Annotated in this window: 14 protein-coding genes; 7 read left to right on the top strand and 7 right to left on the bottom strand. The window is 73.3% G+C overall.

Annotated features, from left to right (window positions below):
* The 3 genes from ACFU0Y_RS12560 to ACFU0Y_RS12570 all read left to right on the top strand — a co-directional run.
* Positions 1-754: class F sortase (locus ACFU0Y_RS12560; RefSeq protein WP_380214862.1), on the top strand; the 754-nt coding region annotated here is incomplete at its 5' end.
* A gap of 129 nt (positions 755-883) precedes the next feature.
* Positions 884-1,447, top strand: a complete 564-nt coding sequence (locus ACFU0Y_RS12565; RefSeq protein ID WP_380214863.1) for an RNA polymerase sigma factor — start codon at positions 884-886, stop codon at positions 1,445-1,447.
* Entirely contained in the window at positions 1,431-2,255 is an 825-nt protein-coding gene (locus ACFU0Y_RS12570; protein WP_380214864.1) for an anti-sigma factor, read from the top strand. The genes ACFU0Y_RS12565 and ACFU0Y_RS12570 overlap by 17 nt, the downstream gene beginning before the upstream one ends.
* A 17-nt stretch (positions 2,256-2,272) precedes the next feature.
* Here ACFU0Y_RS12570 and cls read toward each other — a convergent pair whose 3' ends face one another.
* From cls to purS, 5 genes are all read right to left on the bottom strand, one after another.
* Positions 2,273-3,766 (bottom strand): cardiolipin synthase, encoded by a 1,494-nt coding sequence (gene cls, locus ACFU0Y_RS12575; protein WP_380214865.1) that lies wholly within the window; start codon positions 3,764-3,766, stop codon positions 2,273-2,275.
* A gap of 31 nt (positions 3,767-3,797) precedes the next feature.
* Entirely contained in the window at positions 3,798-4,316 is a 519-nt protein-coding gene (locus ACFU0Y_RS12580; protein WP_380214866.1) for a GNAT family N-acetyltransferase, read from the bottom strand.
* Between the two features lie 91 nt (positions 4,317-4,407).
* Positions 4,408-6,705, bottom strand: coding sequence for a phosphoribosylformylglycinamidine synthase subunit PurL (gene purL / locus ACFU0Y_RS12585; protein WP_380214867.1), 2,298 nt, complete (start codon positions 6,703-6,705; stop codon positions 4,408-4,410).
* 17 nt (positions 6,706-6,722) lie between these two features.
* Positions 6,723-7,517, bottom strand: a complete 795-nt coding sequence (gene purQ / locus ACFU0Y_RS12590; RefSeq protein WP_380214868.1) for a phosphoribosylformylglycinamidine synthase subunit PurQ — start codon at positions 7,515-7,517, stop codon at positions 6,723-6,725.
* 2 nt (positions 7,518-7,519) lie between these two features.
* Complete coding sequence (gene purS, locus ACFU0Y_RS12595) at positions 7,520-7,783, bottom strand: phosphoribosylformylglycinamidine synthase subunit PurS (protein WP_031283211.1); 264 nt, start codon at positions 7,781-7,783, stop codon at positions 7,520-7,522.
* A gap of 235 nt (positions 7,784-8,018) precedes the next feature.
* On the opposite strand from purS, the gene ACFU0Y_RS12600 reads away from it, so the two are divergent.
* The 4 genes from ACFU0Y_RS12600 to ACFU0Y_RS12615 all read left to right on the top strand — a co-directional run bounded on the left by ACFU0Y_RS12600 (position 8,019) and on the right by ACFU0Y_RS12615 (position 12,058).
* Positions 8,019-8,504: a hypothetical protein gene (locus tag ACFU0Y_RS12600; protein WP_380214869.1), complete on the top strand. Its 486-nt coding sequence runs from the start codon at positions 8,019-8,021 to the stop codon at positions 8,502-8,504.
* A 230-nt stretch (positions 8,505-8,734) separates the two neighbouring features.
* A complete protein-coding gene (locus ACFU0Y_RS12605; protein WP_380214870.1) occupies positions 8,735-9,574 on the top strand; it encodes an SDR family oxidoreductase in 840 nt (279 codons plus the stop codon).
* 20 nt (positions 9,575-9,594) lie between these two features.
* Positions 9,595-11,388: a glycoside hydrolase family 15 protein gene (locus tag ACFU0Y_RS12610; protein WP_380214871.1), complete on the top strand. Its 1,794-nt coding sequence runs from the start codon at positions 9,595-9,597 to the stop codon at positions 11,386-11,388.
* Between the two features lie 37 nt (positions 11,389-11,425).
* Positions 11,426-12,058, top strand: a complete 633-nt coding sequence (locus ACFU0Y_RS12615; protein ID WP_380214872.1) for a helix-turn-helix domain-containing protein — start codon at positions 11,426-11,428, stop codon at positions 12,056-12,058.
* A 7-nt stretch (positions 12,059-12,065) separates the two neighbouring features.
* Here ACFU0Y_RS12615 and ACFU0Y_RS12620 read toward each other — a convergent pair whose 3' ends face one another.
* Together ACFU0Y_RS12620 and ACFU0Y_RS12625 are read right to left on the bottom strand one after the other, a co-directional pair.
* Entirely contained in the window at positions 12,066-12,440 is a 375-nt protein-coding gene (locus ACFU0Y_RS12620) for a Rieske 2Fe-2S domain-containing protein (RefSeq protein ID WP_380214873.1), read from the bottom strand.
* Positions 12,437-13,372, bottom strand: coding sequence for a 3-methyladenine DNA glycosylase (locus ACFU0Y_RS12625; RefSeq protein WP_380214874.1), 936 nt, complete (start codon positions 13,370-13,372; stop codon positions 12,437-12,439). Before ACFU0Y_RS12625 ends, ACFU0Y_RS12620 begins: the two co-directional genes overlap by 4 nt.
* Positions 13,373-13,378 lie beyond the last annotated feature (6 nt).

Here is a 13,378-nt window from a genome sequence, read left to right on the forward strand (position 1 = left end):
GCGGGCTGCGGCCCACCGTGCCCCCGGACCGACAATTCCCGGCACCCGTCGTCGTCGTCTGGCGGCGGTGGGTGCCGGGGCGGTCGCCTCGGTGTCCCTGCTCGCGGCCGCGGCCGTCACCGCCCTTCCACAGGACGGGGGCACGCCGCCCGCGAACTCCCTGGCGGCGGGACCGTACCAGGGCGAGGAGGTGGTGCCGGCGCTCGCCGGCCCCGACCGTCCGGTCTCCGCGGAGGCCCCGGCGCAGTCCGCCGCGGCACCCGCGGAGATCCCGGTCTCCCCCGCCACCCAGGCGCCCGCCGAGAAGGTCCCGGCCCCCGTGCGGGTGGTCGTGGACGGCTCCCCGATCGACATGCCGGTGGTCCCGGTGGGGGTCGAGGACAACGGGGCCATGATCATCCCGGACAACCACGTGGAGCTCGGATGGTACCGGTACGGTCCCGCCCCCGGGGCCGCGGAGGGCGCGGCGGTCGTCGCCGGCCACGTCGACACGCTCACCGAGGTCACCGCGATGGCGCAGCTGCAGGACGTGCCGGTCGGGGCGGAGGTGCGCGTGGAGCGCGCGGACGGCAGCGTGCAGCGCTACCGCACCGAGTCCGTCCGGCACGTGCACAAGGAGTCCCTGGCGGAGGCCGACCTGTTCCGCCGCACCGGGGAGCCGGTGCTCCACCTCGTGACGTGCGGGGGGGAGTGGCTCGAGGAGATCGGCGACTACGAGGACAACGTGGTGCTGAGGGCCGTCCCGGTGCCCTGAGCGGCGGAGGGAGGCGAGAGGCGCATGACCGGATGGCCGGTGTCCACTAGGCTGGGCGTGACGCGCACGACCGGGCACCGTCCGGCCGTCCGCCGCCACGACCTGCGGACTACGAGGAGCCCTTCCACGATGCCGACGCCGCCCCCGGAGTGGGGACCCGAGCTCGACACCGCGTTCGCCGCGGGGGACGAGCAGGCGCTGGGTGCCGCGTACCGGCACTGCGCCGGGGTCATCCGGGGTCTCGCCGTCCGGGCCCTGCGCGACGACGCCGCGGCGGACGACGTGGTGCAGGAGGTCTTCATCCGGGCGTGGAAGTACCGGTCGGGCTACCGGCCCGAGCACTCCTCGGCCCCCGCCTGGCTGGTGGGCATCGCCCGCAACTGCATCGCCGACGCCGCGAGGACGGCCGGCCGCGAGGCGGAGCGCCGGCAGGCGGACGCCGTGCGCACGGACCGGGAGCCGCGGCACGAGGAGTCGGACCTGCTGGTGGACCGGCTCGTGGTGCGGGCGGAGGTCGAGCGGCTCGGGCCCCCCCGGTCGACGATCATGGCGCTGGCCTTCTACGAGGAACTCACGCACCAGCAGATCGCACAGCACCTGGACCTGCCGCTCGGCACGGTCAAGAGCCACCTGAGGCGCGGCCTCACGAACCTACGGACACGATTGGGAGACGGTCATGGCACACCTGAGTGAGGAGACGCTGACGCTCCTGGCTCTGGGTGAGACCTTGGATCCCCAGCACCTGGAGCACGTCGACGCCTGCACCGACTGCGCGGCCGAGCTCGCGTCCCTGCAGCGCGTCGTGCGCGCCGGCCGGGCCGAGGCCCCCGCCCTGACCGCCCCCGGCCCCGCGGTCTGGGCCGCGATCCACACCGAGCTGGGCCTGTCCGACGCGGTCGTGGCCGACCCGCTCGCGGACTCCCGCGACGACGTCCCCGACGCCGGCGTCCGGCGCGGCACCGAGGACGTCGGCGGCGAGCCCGCGGCCGGCCCGCCCACCGACGACGGCGCGGGCCGCGGCGGGGCGACCGTCGTCGACCTCGCCTCCCGCCGGAACCGGCCCCGGCGCGGGGTGCCGTACCCGCTGGCCGCCGCCGCGGCCGCCGCCGCGCTGCTCGTGGGCGGCGTCTCGGTCTGGGGCGCGCAGCGGCTGGGCCTGGAGCCGGAGCCCACGGTGCTGGCCAGCGCCGAGCTGGAGCCCCTGGCCGACTACACCGCCCGCGGCTCCGCCGAGGTGGACGAGCGCCCGGACGGCACCCGCCGGCTCGTGGTGCGGACCGACCCCGCCGACGTGGACGGGTTCAAGGAGGTCTGGCTGCTCGCCCCCGACGCGCAGCGGATGGTCAGCCTCGGGGTGATGGCCGGGGACGAGGCCGTGTTCGTGCTGCCCGAGAACCTGGACGTCGGGGAGTTCCCCGTGGTGGACGTCTCGAACGAACCGATCGACGGCGACCCGACGCATTCGGGGGACTCGATCGTGCGCGGCGTCCTGGAGGCCTGAGCGCGGACCGCCCGTCCCTAGAGCAGGGCCGAGGTCAGCCGGGCCACGTTGTCGGCGTACTTGTGCCACAGCGGCCGCCGGTTCCACGCCTCGAAGTCCAGCAGCGTGCTGGCCTCCAGGAACTCGTCGACCACCGCGTCCATCCGCCGCCGGAACGCCCGGTCGGCGATGAGCACCGAGACCTCGAGGTCCAGGGCGAACGAGCGCTCGTCCATGTTGGACGAACCGATCACGGAGACGTAGTCGTCCACGAGGACGAACTTGGCGTGCAGCACGGTGGGGGCCCGGTACCGGTAGATCTTCACGCCGGCCTCGACGAGCTCCTGGTAGTAGGAGTTCTGGGCGTGGTAGGCGAGGAAGTGGTCCGAGGTCTCGCCCACGAACAGCCGCACGTCCACCCCGGACTGCGCCTCGGTGGTCAGCGCGTGCATCAGCGACTCGTCCGGGACGAAGTAGGGGCTGGCGATGACGATCCGGTCGTTGGCGTTGTAGATCAGGTGGTTGAACAGGCGCAGGTTGTTCTCCGTCTCGAACCCCGGCCCGGAGGGCACCACCTGGGCGAAGACCGGTCCCTGCGTGTCCGGCAGGTCGCGGGCGGCCTCGTCGAGCAGGAGGTCACCGGTCTCGGAGTACCAGTCGCTCGTGAACAGGGCGTTGAGCTCGGCGACCACCGGACCGGAGCACTCGATCATCAGGTCCTTCCACTCGAGCCCCTTCCGGCGGTTCCGGCGCTTGTTGTAGGAGCGGTGGATGATGTTCTGCGAGCCGGTGTAGGCCAGGGAGCCGTCGACCACGAGGATCTTGCGGTGGTTGCGCAGGTCGGGCCGCTGCCACTCGCCCTTCCACGGCCGGACGGGGAGCATCCGCTGCCAGGGCAGCCCGGCCTCGTCGAAGCGACGGATCATCTGCCGGTACCCCGGGTAGCCCACGGAGCCGAGGTGGTCGATCAGCACCCGCACCCGGACCCCGCGGCGGTGGGCGCGCACCAGCGACTCCAGGAGGGGTCGCGAGGCGTCGTCGATGGCCACGATGTAGAACTCGAAGTGGACGTAGTCCTGCGCCCGGTCCACCGCCTCCGCCATGACCTGCATCGCCTCGTGGTTGTCGGTGAGGATGTCGAAGGAGTTGCCGCCGACCATGGGCAGGGCGCCGAGCTTGTAGTTCAGGGCCGCGGTGGAGGCCACCCACTCGGGCAGCTGCTCGTCCGTGTTGCCCAGGATGTGGAGGTCCGGGGTGTTCTCGCGGATGACGTCGTTCATCTTCGCCTGCATCGCCATCCGCTTCTTCGGCAGCTTGGCGGAGCCGATGGCCAGGAACAGCAGGATCCCCACGTACGGCAGCAGGAAGATCGCCAGCAGCCAGGCCAGCGCCACGGAGGGTCTCCGGTTGTGGGGGATCCAGCCCAGGGCCACGAAGTTGATGAGCAGACCGAGCACCAGCACGACGAGCGTCGCGGCCTCGGGGAGGAAGTGCGCGGGGATGCCGCTGAACGGGAACAGGGCCGGGATCACCTCGCCAGTCTAGGTTTTGCGGCCGCGCGGCCTACGTGGGGCGCGGCAGGACGTAGTCGATCTCCGGGCCGGGGGTCTCGCGGTGGACGAACCCCGCGGCGACGAGGACCTGCGCGGCCGGGGCGTTGTCCCCGGGCACGCTGGCGCGCACCCCCGTGACGGCGGGGTCCGCGAAGGCGACGCCGAGCAGCGCGGTGATGCCCTCCTGCGCGTAGCCGAGGTTCCGGCGGTCCGCGGTCAGGGACCCCACGATCTCGAGCTCGTCGTCGATCGGGGGACCCACGAAGCCGGCCGTGCCGACGACCTCCCCGGTCGACTTCTCCACGATGGCCATCCGTGCGTAGACGGACTCCGTGAAGAAGTAGCCCCCGGCCAGAAGGGACTCGCGGGCGAAGTCCATGTCCTCGGCGGTCGGGAAGCCGCGGGCGAAGTGCTCGGCGTGCTCGCCGGAGGCCACGGCGTCGAGCTCCTCGGCGGTGAAGGGGCGGAGCAGGAGTCGTTCCGTCTCCAGGACGGGGGCGGGGCGCTGGGCCTCGAGGTCCTCAGTCATGCTGGTGCTGCTTTCTGCGGGCGCGGGTGCCGACGTGGACGGAGAGGGGGCCGGGGACGGGACGCCGGGGGCGGGACCCGCCCCCGGCGGGTCAGCCGAAGTACCTCGGCAGCGTGCCCTCGTGCGCCGCGCGGAGCTCGTCCAGGCCGATGCCGAACTCGCTCTGCACGTCCAGCGCGCGGTTCTCCGTGTCCACCACGCCGATCCGCGTGTGCGGGTAGGCGCGCATGGTGCACATGTCCTTGAACCGTACTTCCTCGCTGCGCGGCACGGCCACCACCGCCCGTCCCTGGGTCTCGGAGAAGAGCATGGTGAACAGGTCCACGCCGTCCCGCTCGCACACCTCGCCCAGCCCGATGCGCGCACCGGTGTCGAAGCGCAGCGCCATCTCGGCCAGCGTGGCCGCGAGGCCGCCCTCGGCGACGTCGTGCGCGGCGTCGATCATGCCGTCGCGGGACATGTTGATCAGCAGGTCCCCGAGCAGCTTCTCCTGGGCGAGGTCCACGGCCGGGGGGAGCCCGCCCAGGTGCCCGCGCAGGTTCGCCCACTCGGAGCCGTCCAGCTCGTCCCGGGTGGTCCCGAGCAGGTAGATCGCCTGGCCGTCCTCGCGCCAGCCCGACGGCGTGCGCCGCCGGACGTCGTCGAGCACGCCCAGCATCGCCACCACCGGCGTCGGGTGGATGGCCACGCCGCCGGTCTGGTTGTAGAGGGACACGTTGCCGCCCGTCACGGGCACCCCCAGCTGCTGGCAGCCGTCGGCGAGCCCGCGCACGGCCTCGGCGAACTGCCACATGGTCTCCGGGTCCTCGGGGGAGCCGAAGTTCAGGCAGTCGGAGACGGCCGCGGGGCGGGCGCCGGAGGTCGCCACGTTGCGGTAGGCCTCGGCCAGGGCCAGCTGCGCGCCGGCGTACGGGTCCAGGTAGGCGTAGCGGCCGTTGCAGTCGGTGGACAGGGCCACCCCGAGGCCGGTCTCCTCGTCCACGCGGACCACCCCGGCGTCGTCGGGCATGGCCATCGCGGTGTTGCCCTGCACGTAGCGGTCGTACTGGTCGGTGACCCAGTCCTTGGCACACAGGTTGGGGGAGGCCATGAGCTCGAGGACGGCGTGCTTGAGCTCCGCGCCGGAGGGCCGCCCGGCGTCGGCGGGGGAGCCCGCGAAGCGGTCGCCCTGGAGCCGGTCCTGGTCCGCCGGGCGGTGGTACGGGCGGTCGTAGACCGGTCCCTCGTGGGCGACGGTGCGGGGGTCGACGTCGACGATGACCTCGTCGTCCCACTCGATCACGAGCCGGCCGGTGCCGGTGACCTCGCCGATCCAGGAGTGCTCGACGTCCCACTTGTCCATCACGGCCTCGAAGGCGGCGACCTTCTCGGGGGTCACGACCGCCATCATCCGCTCCTGGGACTCGGACATGAGGATCTCGCCCGGGGTCAGGGTGGGGTCGCGCAGGAGCACCCGGGTCAGGTCCACGTGCATGCCGCCCTCGCCGTTGGAGGCCAGCTCCGAGGTGGCGCACGAGATGCCCGCGGCGCCGAGGTCCTGGATGCCCTCCACGAGGGAGCCCTTGAACAGCTCGAGGCAGCACTCGATGAGCACCTTCTCCGCGAACGGGTCGCCCACCTGCACGGCCGGGCGCTTGGACGGCTTGGCGTCGTCGAAGGACTCGGAGGCCAGCACGGAGGCGCCCCCGATGCCGTCGCCGCCGGTGCGGGCACCGAACAGCACCACCTGGTTGCCCACGCCGGAGGCGTTGGCCAGGCGGATGTCCTCGTGCCGCATCACACCCACGGCGAGCGCGTTGACGAGCGGGTTGCCCTGGTAGCAGGAGTCGAAGACGACCTCACCGCCCACGTTGGGCAGGCCCAGGGAGTTGCCGTAGCCGCCCACGCCCGCGACCACGCCGTGGACCACCCGGGCGGTGTCCGGGTGGTCGATCGCCCCGAAGCGCAGCGGGTCCATCACGGCCACGGGGCGGGCGCCCATCGAGATGATGTCGCGCACGATGCCGCCGACGCCCGTGGCGGCGCCCTGGTAGGGCTCCACGTAGGACGGGTGGTTGTGGGACTCGATCTTGAAGGTCACGGCCCAGCCGTCCCCCAGGTCGGTGACACCGGCGTTCTCGCCGATGCCGACCAGCAGGTCCTTCCTCATCTCCTCGGTGACCTTCTCGCCGAACTGGCGCAGGTGGACCTTGGAGGACTTGTAGGAGCAGTGCTCGGACCACATGACCGAGTACATGGCGAGCTCCGCGGCGGTGGGCCGGCGGCCGAGGATCTTCTTGATCTCCTCGAACTCGTTGTCCTTGAGGCCCAGCTCGGCCCAGGGCAGCTCGGTGTCGGGGGTGGCCGCCGCGTGCTCGACGGTGTCCAGGTTGAAGTGCTTGTCGCTCATGGAGTGCTCGGTGTCCCTTACTTGACCAGTGCCTTGAGGGCGGAGACGAACAGGCCCAGCCCGTCCGTGCCGTCGCGCATGCCGACCTCGCCGGAGGCCGAGGAGTCCGCGCCGAAGCCCGGTTCGACCGCGTGCTCCGGGTGCGGCATGAGGCCCACCACGTTGCCGCCGGAGTTGCAGATCCCCGCGATGTCCCGGCGGGAGCCGTTGGGGTTGCCCCCGACGTAGCGGAACACCACGCGGCCCTCGGCCTCGAGGGCGTCGAGGGTGCGCTCGTCCGCCACGTACTGGCCGTCCTGGTTCTTGAGCGGGACCACGATCTCCTGGCCCTGCCCGAACTCGGTGGTCCACACGGTCGCGTTGTTCTCCACGCGCAGCCGCTGGTCCCGGCAGAGGAACTTCAGTCGCTCGTTCTTGATCATCGAGCCCGGCAGCAGGTGCGCCTCGGTGAGCATCTGGAAGCCGTTGCAGATCCCGAGGACCGGCAGCGGGGCGGAGCCGGAGGTGCCCGCGGCGTTCGCGCCGTCGATGATCCGCTCCATGAGCGGGGCGAACCGGGCGATGGCCCCGGCGCGCAGGTAGTCGCCGTAGGAGAAGCCGCCGGGCAGGATCACGGCGTCGACGTCCTGCAGGTCCTCGTCCGCGTACCAGAGGGGGACCGGGGTGCCCCCCGCGAGCACCACGGCCCGCGCCGCGTCGCGGTCGTCGAGAGTGCCGGGGAAGGTGACGACGCCCACGCGCGCGCCGGCGAGCCCGGCGTCCGGCGCGGGGGCGGAGAGGTCCGCGATCAGCGGGGTCTCGAGACCGGGCATGCTCAGTTCTCCTCGGTCTCGTCGAGCACGGCCACGCGCACGACGTCCTCGATGACGGGGTTGGAGAGCAGCTTCTCGGCGGCCTCGCGGGCCTGGGCCAGGGCGTCCTCGGTGGCCTCGCCGTCGACGGTCAGCTCGAAGCGCTTGCCCTGCCGGACGCCGGCGAAGCCGTCCAGGCCGATGCGGGGCAGTTCGTTGGCGATGGCCTTGCCCTGCGGGTCAAGGATCTCGGGCTTGGGCATGACGTCGACAACAATGCGGGCCATCGGGGAACTCCTGAGGGTCGAGCAGCGGGCCGGGATCCGGCGAACGTCAGTCATTCTATCGGTTCGGGTTCCTCCGCCGCGCCGCGCCGGAGCGGGGGCGGGAGTGTGGTACGGGCCACGCCCGCGTCCAGGGAGGGTCCCCGTGGCGCCCGGTCCCCGGTCCCGGAGGGGTCGGCGCCGAGGCGGGGACCGTCTCCAGGAGATCTCCAAGGCGCGTCCGGTAGACCGTGGTGCCATGAGCACCGCACCCAGGGCCGCGGGGACCGACGACGCGCGGCTGGTCCACGTCTACCGCCGGGTCCTGACGCTGGTGGGGATCGCCACCGTCCTCGGGGCGCTGACCGAGCTCGCGATGCTGCGGCACTGGCAGGGGCCCGCCCAGCTGGTGCCGTGGGCGGTGCTGGCCGTGCTGCTGCTCGGCGCCGTGGCGTGGCTGGTGCGGCGCACCGCCGGGACGGCCCGCACGGTGCGGGTCGCCGCGGTGGTCTCCGTGCTCGGCAGCGCCTACGGCGTCTACGAGCACGTCCTGGCGAACCTGCGGGCCGGGCCGGCGGACCCGCGGTTCACCGGGGCCTGGGACTCGATGTCGGGTGCGGCCCAGCTGTGGGCGGCCACCAGCGGCGCCGTGGGGCCGTCCCCCGTGCTCGTGCCCGGGACCATGGGCCTGGCCGGGGTGCTGCTGTGGCTGGCCGTCCTGCGCTGGCGTCCCCGGCCGGTCTGAGCGCGGCCGCCGTCCGCCGTCGCCGTCCGCCGCCGCGCCGAACTCACCGGCCCTCCCCGACAGCGGCGCATTCATGCCACCGTGTCGGGGCGTAGCGGTGACTTCGGCGAGGGAGCGGGGCACGACAAGTCTGCCTCGAGCACCTAAAGTGGACAGTGTGCTGATCATCGGGGAGGCCCGGTGAGCAGTGCGTGCACCGTCCGGACCCCCGACCACGGAAGGACCACGCCATGAGCCAGCCAGAACAGCAGCAGGAGGTCCCCGGCGTCCAGGCCGAGATGACCCCCGTGCCGGACTGCGGCGAGCAGAGCTACCGCGGCTCCGGCAAGCTCGAGGGCAGGGCCGCCATCATCACCGGCGGGGACAGCGGCATCGGCCGCGCCGCGGCGATCGCCTACGCCCGGGAGGGCGCCGACGTCCTGATCGCCTACCTGGAGGAGGACGACGACGCCCAGGACACCGCCCGCTGGATCGAGGAGGCCGGCCGCAGGGCCGTCCTGGTCCGCGGGGACCTCTCGGACCCGGCCCACTGCCGGGCCGTCGTCGAGAGGGCCGTGCAGGAGTTCGGCCGGATCGACGTGCTCGTCTCCAACGCCGCCTACCAGATGAGCCACGACAGCCTCGACGAGATCAGCGACGAGGAGTGGGACTACACGTTCCGGCTCAACGTCGGCGCCATGTTCCACCTGACCAAGGCCGCGGTGCCGCACATGGCCCCCGGGTCCTCGATCATCGGCAGCTCCTCCGTGCAGTCCGACCAGCCGTCCCCGCAGCTGGCGCCCTACGCGGCCACGAAGGCCGCCGTCGCGAACTTCTCCGCGGGGCTCGCGCAGATGCTGGGCGAGAAGGGCATCCGGGTCAACAGCGTGGCGCCGGGCCCGATCTGGACGCCGCTGATCCCGGCCACCATGCCCCCGGAGAAGGTGGGGGCCTTCGGCGACGACGTCCCCCTGGGGCGCGCCGGGCAGCCCGCCGAGCTCGCGCCCGTCTACGTGCTGCTGGCCTCCGACGACGGCAGCTACATCTCCGGCTCGCGGGTCGCCGTCACCGGCGGCAAGCCGATCCTGTGACGGCCCGTCCACGGCCCGTCGTGCCCCTGGACGCCCTGGCGCCCCGCCGGGACGGCTACGTGGACCTGCGCTCCTACGCGGCCATCGGCGACGGCCGCACGGTGGCGATGGTGGCCCACGACGGGTCCGTGGACTGGTACCCGGTGCCGGACCTCGACTCCGCGCCCACCTTCGCGCGGCTGCTCGACGCCGACGGCGGCGGGTGCGTCGAGCTGTCCCCGGCCGTGCCGTTCGAGGTCGGCCGCCGCTACGTGCCCGGCAGCAACATCCTGTGCACGACGTACACCACCGCCACCGGCGTCGTGCGGGTGACCGACTCCCTGAACGTGGGCTCCACGGGCCGGCTGCCGTGGAACGAGCTGGCCCGCGCGGTCGAGGGCGTCTCCGGGGAGGTGCCCATGATGTGGCGGGTCACCCCGGGAACCATGTTCAACACGGTCTCGCCGTGGGTCCAGGACACCGAGCAGGGGCCCGTGCTGCGCACGGACGACGTCTCGCTCGGCGTGCGCACGGAGGCGCTCGGGGAGTGCCGGGTGAGTGCGGACGAGATCTCCGGGCGCTTCAGCACCGCCCCGGGCACGGCGCACCTGCTCGCGGTGGTCTCGACGCACAGCGAGCCCCTCCGGCTGCCCTCGCCCGAGCGGATCCGCCAGAACGTGGAGCTGACGCTGGACATGTGGCGGCGGTGGACGGACCTGCTGGACTACTCGGGCCCGTACCGCGCCGACGTCGAGCGCAGCGCCCTGACGCTCAAGCTGCTCAGCCACGCCCCCTCCGGCTCCGTCGCCGCCGCGGCGACCACGTCGCTGCCCGAGAACCGGGCGGGCACCAAGAACTACGACTACCGCTTCGCGTGGGTCCGCGACGCCGCCTACACCCTGCGCACGCTCATCCGGCTGGGCGAGCAGGAGGACGTGCACGCGGCCGTGTCCTGGCTGCTGCGCCTGGCCCGCGACCAGTCCCCGCAGCTGCACGTGCTCAACCGCCTCGACGGCGAGGTGCCCGGCGACGCCATGACCGTCTACGAGGCGCCCGGCTGGCGGGGGATCGGCCCGGTGGTCTCGGGCAACGCGGCGGCGGACCAGCTGCAGCTGGGGGTGTTCGGCGACCTGTTCGACATGGTCGATCTCTACGTGGGCGGCGGCAACGTGCTGGACGCGGCGACGGGGCGGATGCTGGCCGACGTCGCCGACGAGATCTGCGACCTGTGGCGCCGTGCCGACGCCGGGATGTGGGAGCTGCCCGAGCACCGGCACTACACCAGCTCCAAGATGGGCTGCTGGCACGGCCTGGACCGCGCCGTGCACCTGGCCGACGTCGGGCAGATCCCCGGCAGCGCGGACCGGTGGCGCGTCGAGCGGGACCGGATCGCGGAGTGGATCGAGGAGCACTGCTGGAATGCGCAGCGCGGTGCCTACGTCCTGCATCCCGGCACGGACGAGCTGGACACGTCGGTGCTGCTGCACGCCATCAGCGGCTTCGACCGCGGCCCCCGGATGCGCTCGACCGTCGACGCGCTGCGCGAGGAACTCGGCCGGGGACCCCTGCTCCACCGCTACAGCGGGATGCAGCACGAGGAGGGCGCGTTCGTCGCGTGCTCGTTCTGGGCAGTGGCGGCCCTCGCGCTCGTCGGCCGGCGGGAGGAGGCCGTCGAGCTCATGGAGGAGATGCTCGCGCTGGGCAACGACGTGGGTCTCTACACCGAGATGATCGACCCCGAGGACGACTCGTTCCTCGGCAACTTCCCGCAGGCCCTGAGCCATCTCGCGCTGCTGACCGCCGCGCTCGTCCTGGAGGACACGGACCGGCCGTGACCGGCCGCGGCCGGCGCAGTCCTGGGACAATGGGTTCATGACCCAGCACCCAGCGACGACCACCCCCGGACTCAGCGGCCGGGAGGCCGAGCGGCTCGCGGCCGCCCTCGAGGCCCGGGACGTGACGGTCTTCGTGGACGGCACCTCCCTGCGCCTGCCGGGGGGTGCGCTCGACGCCGTCGTGGACCTCCTGTCCCGGATGACCCGGGGGGAGACCGTCACGGTGACCTCGGCCCCGGTCGCGTCGGCCCCGGTGCCGTCCGGCGCGGACGCGCCGGCCGCCGCCGAGGACCTGCTGAGCACCTCGCAGGCGGCCGCGCTCGCCGGCATCTCGGCCACCTATCTGCGCAACCTCACCACCGAGGGCGTCATCCCGGTGCGGTACCGGGGCACCCACCGCCGGATCCGGCGCGCGGACGTCGAGGCCTGGCTCGCCCGCCACGGCGAGCAGGGAGCCGGCTCCACCTCCCCCGAGGACCTGCTGAGCACCTCGCAGGCGGCCGTGCTCGCCGGCATCTCGGCCACCCATCTGCGCAACCTCACCACCGAGGGCGTCATCCCGGTGCGGTACCGGGGCACGCACCGCCGGATCCGGCGCGCGGACGTCGAGGCCTGGCTCGAGGACCGGCAGCGTCCCGACGACGACGGCGCCGCCGCCGCCGCGGACTGATCCCGGCTCACCCGAAGCGGGCCACGACCCAGCCGTCGACCACGCCGACCTCCGCCGCCCGGAGGTTCTTGGCGGGGTCCGGCGGGGCCTCGCGACCGGCGGCGAGGGCCAGACGGGACCCCACGAACCGGCCGTCGGGGGCGAAGACCCAGAAGTGGTTGGGGCACTCGAACGTCTCGGTGTGCCCGGAGGACTCCCGGCACACGGTGGCCTGCTGATGGGTGCAGGTGTTGCGCAGCACGTGCAGGGCACCGTCCGCGGCGCGGGTGACGAGCACCGGCCCCGTGGCGGCGGGGACCGTCACGAAGTCGAACGGGTCCGGCACGGCGGAGACCGCCACGATCCGCTCCCAGCCCTCGGCGGAGTCCCCGGGGGCGCTCACGCGGCGGCCCCGTCGGTGGTGCGGGCCGGGTCGAGGACCTCGAGGGCCGCGCCGAGCCGGCGGCGCAGCGGTGCCGCGCGGCGGGCGAACTCCCGCTGCCGGCGCACGTACTCGGCCCTGCCCTGCGGGGTCTCGATCCGCACGGGCTCGTAGCCCCAGCCGGAGAGGTCGTAGGGCGCCGCCTGCATGTCCGTCTCCCGCACGTCCCACGCCAGCTCGAAGCAGTCCATGAGCAGCTCGGACGGGACCGCCGGGAGGAGCTTGTACGCCCACTTGTAGAGGTCCATGGTGGCGTGCAGGCAACCGGGCTGCTCCATCCGGCGCTGCGACTCGCGGGTGGGTCGCAGCTCGTTGAGCGGCACGGCCTGGGGCTGGAAGAAGCGGAACGCGTCGAAGTGGGTGCAGCGGATCCGGGCCGACTCCACGACGGCGTCCGTGCCCGCCGCCCCGAGCCGCAGCCCGAGCTGCTCGTGGCGGAGCTCGTTGGCCTCCGAGCGGTAGGCCATCGCCCACTCGTGGAGGCCGAAGCAGCCGAAGAACCCCGGGTTGCCGGCGTGCGCGCCGAGCACCGCCCGGGTGAAGTCGACGGCGGGGGCCCGCCGGTCCCGGACGGCGTCGTCGTCGACGGTCACGGCGCCGTCCCCGGCACCGAGTCCGAGGGCCGCGAGCTCGGCGCCGGTGAGCGGGCGGTAGAACTTCTCGTCGGCCCGCTCGGCGGCGTCCAGAAGCACGGTGCCCGCCCCGGGGTGCCAGCGCTTCAGCTGCGTCGGCTTGAGCGTGTAGTACGTGAACAGGAAGTCCTCGACCGGGTGCTTCTGCCCGCGGTGGCGACGGGTCACGAAGGGGTCCGCGTATCGGGCCGCGCGCCGCTCGTGGGCGTGCGCCCGCGCGGCCCACTCGTCACGCGGCAGGACGACGGCGGGGCGGGTCACCGGACC

It is taken from the genome of Kocuria sp. NPDC057446 (genome assembly GCF_042802875.1).
Classification (GTDB): domain Bacteria; phylum Actinomycetota; class Actinomycetes; order Actinomycetales; family Micrococcaceae; genus Kocuria.

Bases quoted from the DNA above. Each gene is read 5' to 3' on its own strand.
- purL (WP_380214867.1), bottom strand. From the start codon at position 6,705: ATGAGCGACAAGCACTTCAACCTGGACACCGTCGAGCACGCGGCGGCC.
- ACFU0Y_RS12600 (WP_380214869.1), top strand. From the start codon at position 8,019: ATGAGCACCGCACCCAGGGCCGCGGGGACCGACGACGCGCGGCTGGTC.
- ACFU0Y_RS12605 (WP_380214870.1), top strand. From the start codon at position 8,735: ATGAGCCAGCCAGAACAGCAGCAGGAGGTCCCCGGCGTCCAGGCCGAG.
- ACFU0Y_RS12615 (WP_380214872.1), top strand. From the start codon at position 11,426: ATGACCCAGCACCCAGCGACGACCACCCCCGGACTCAGCGGCCGGGAG.
- ACFU0Y_RS12570 (WP_380214864.1), top strand. From the start codon at position 1,431: ATGGCACACCTGAGTGAGGAGACGCTGACGCTCCTGGCTCTGGGTGAG.
- purS (WP_031283211.1), bottom strand. From the start codon at position 7,783: ATGGCCCGCATTGTTGTCGACGTCATGCCCAAGCCCGAGATCCTTGAC.
- ACFU0Y_RS12565 (WP_380214863.1), top strand. From the start codon at position 884: ATGCCGACGCCGCCCCCGGAGTGGGGACCCGAGCTCGACACCGCGTTC.
- ACFU0Y_RS12580 (WP_380214866.1), bottom strand. From the start codon at position 4,316: ATGACTGAGGACCTCGAGGCCCAGCGCCCCGCCCCCGTCCTGGAGACG.
- purQ (WP_380214868.1), bottom strand. From the start codon at position 7,517: ATGCCCGGTCTCGAGACCCCGCTGATCGCGGACCTCTCCGCCCCCGCG.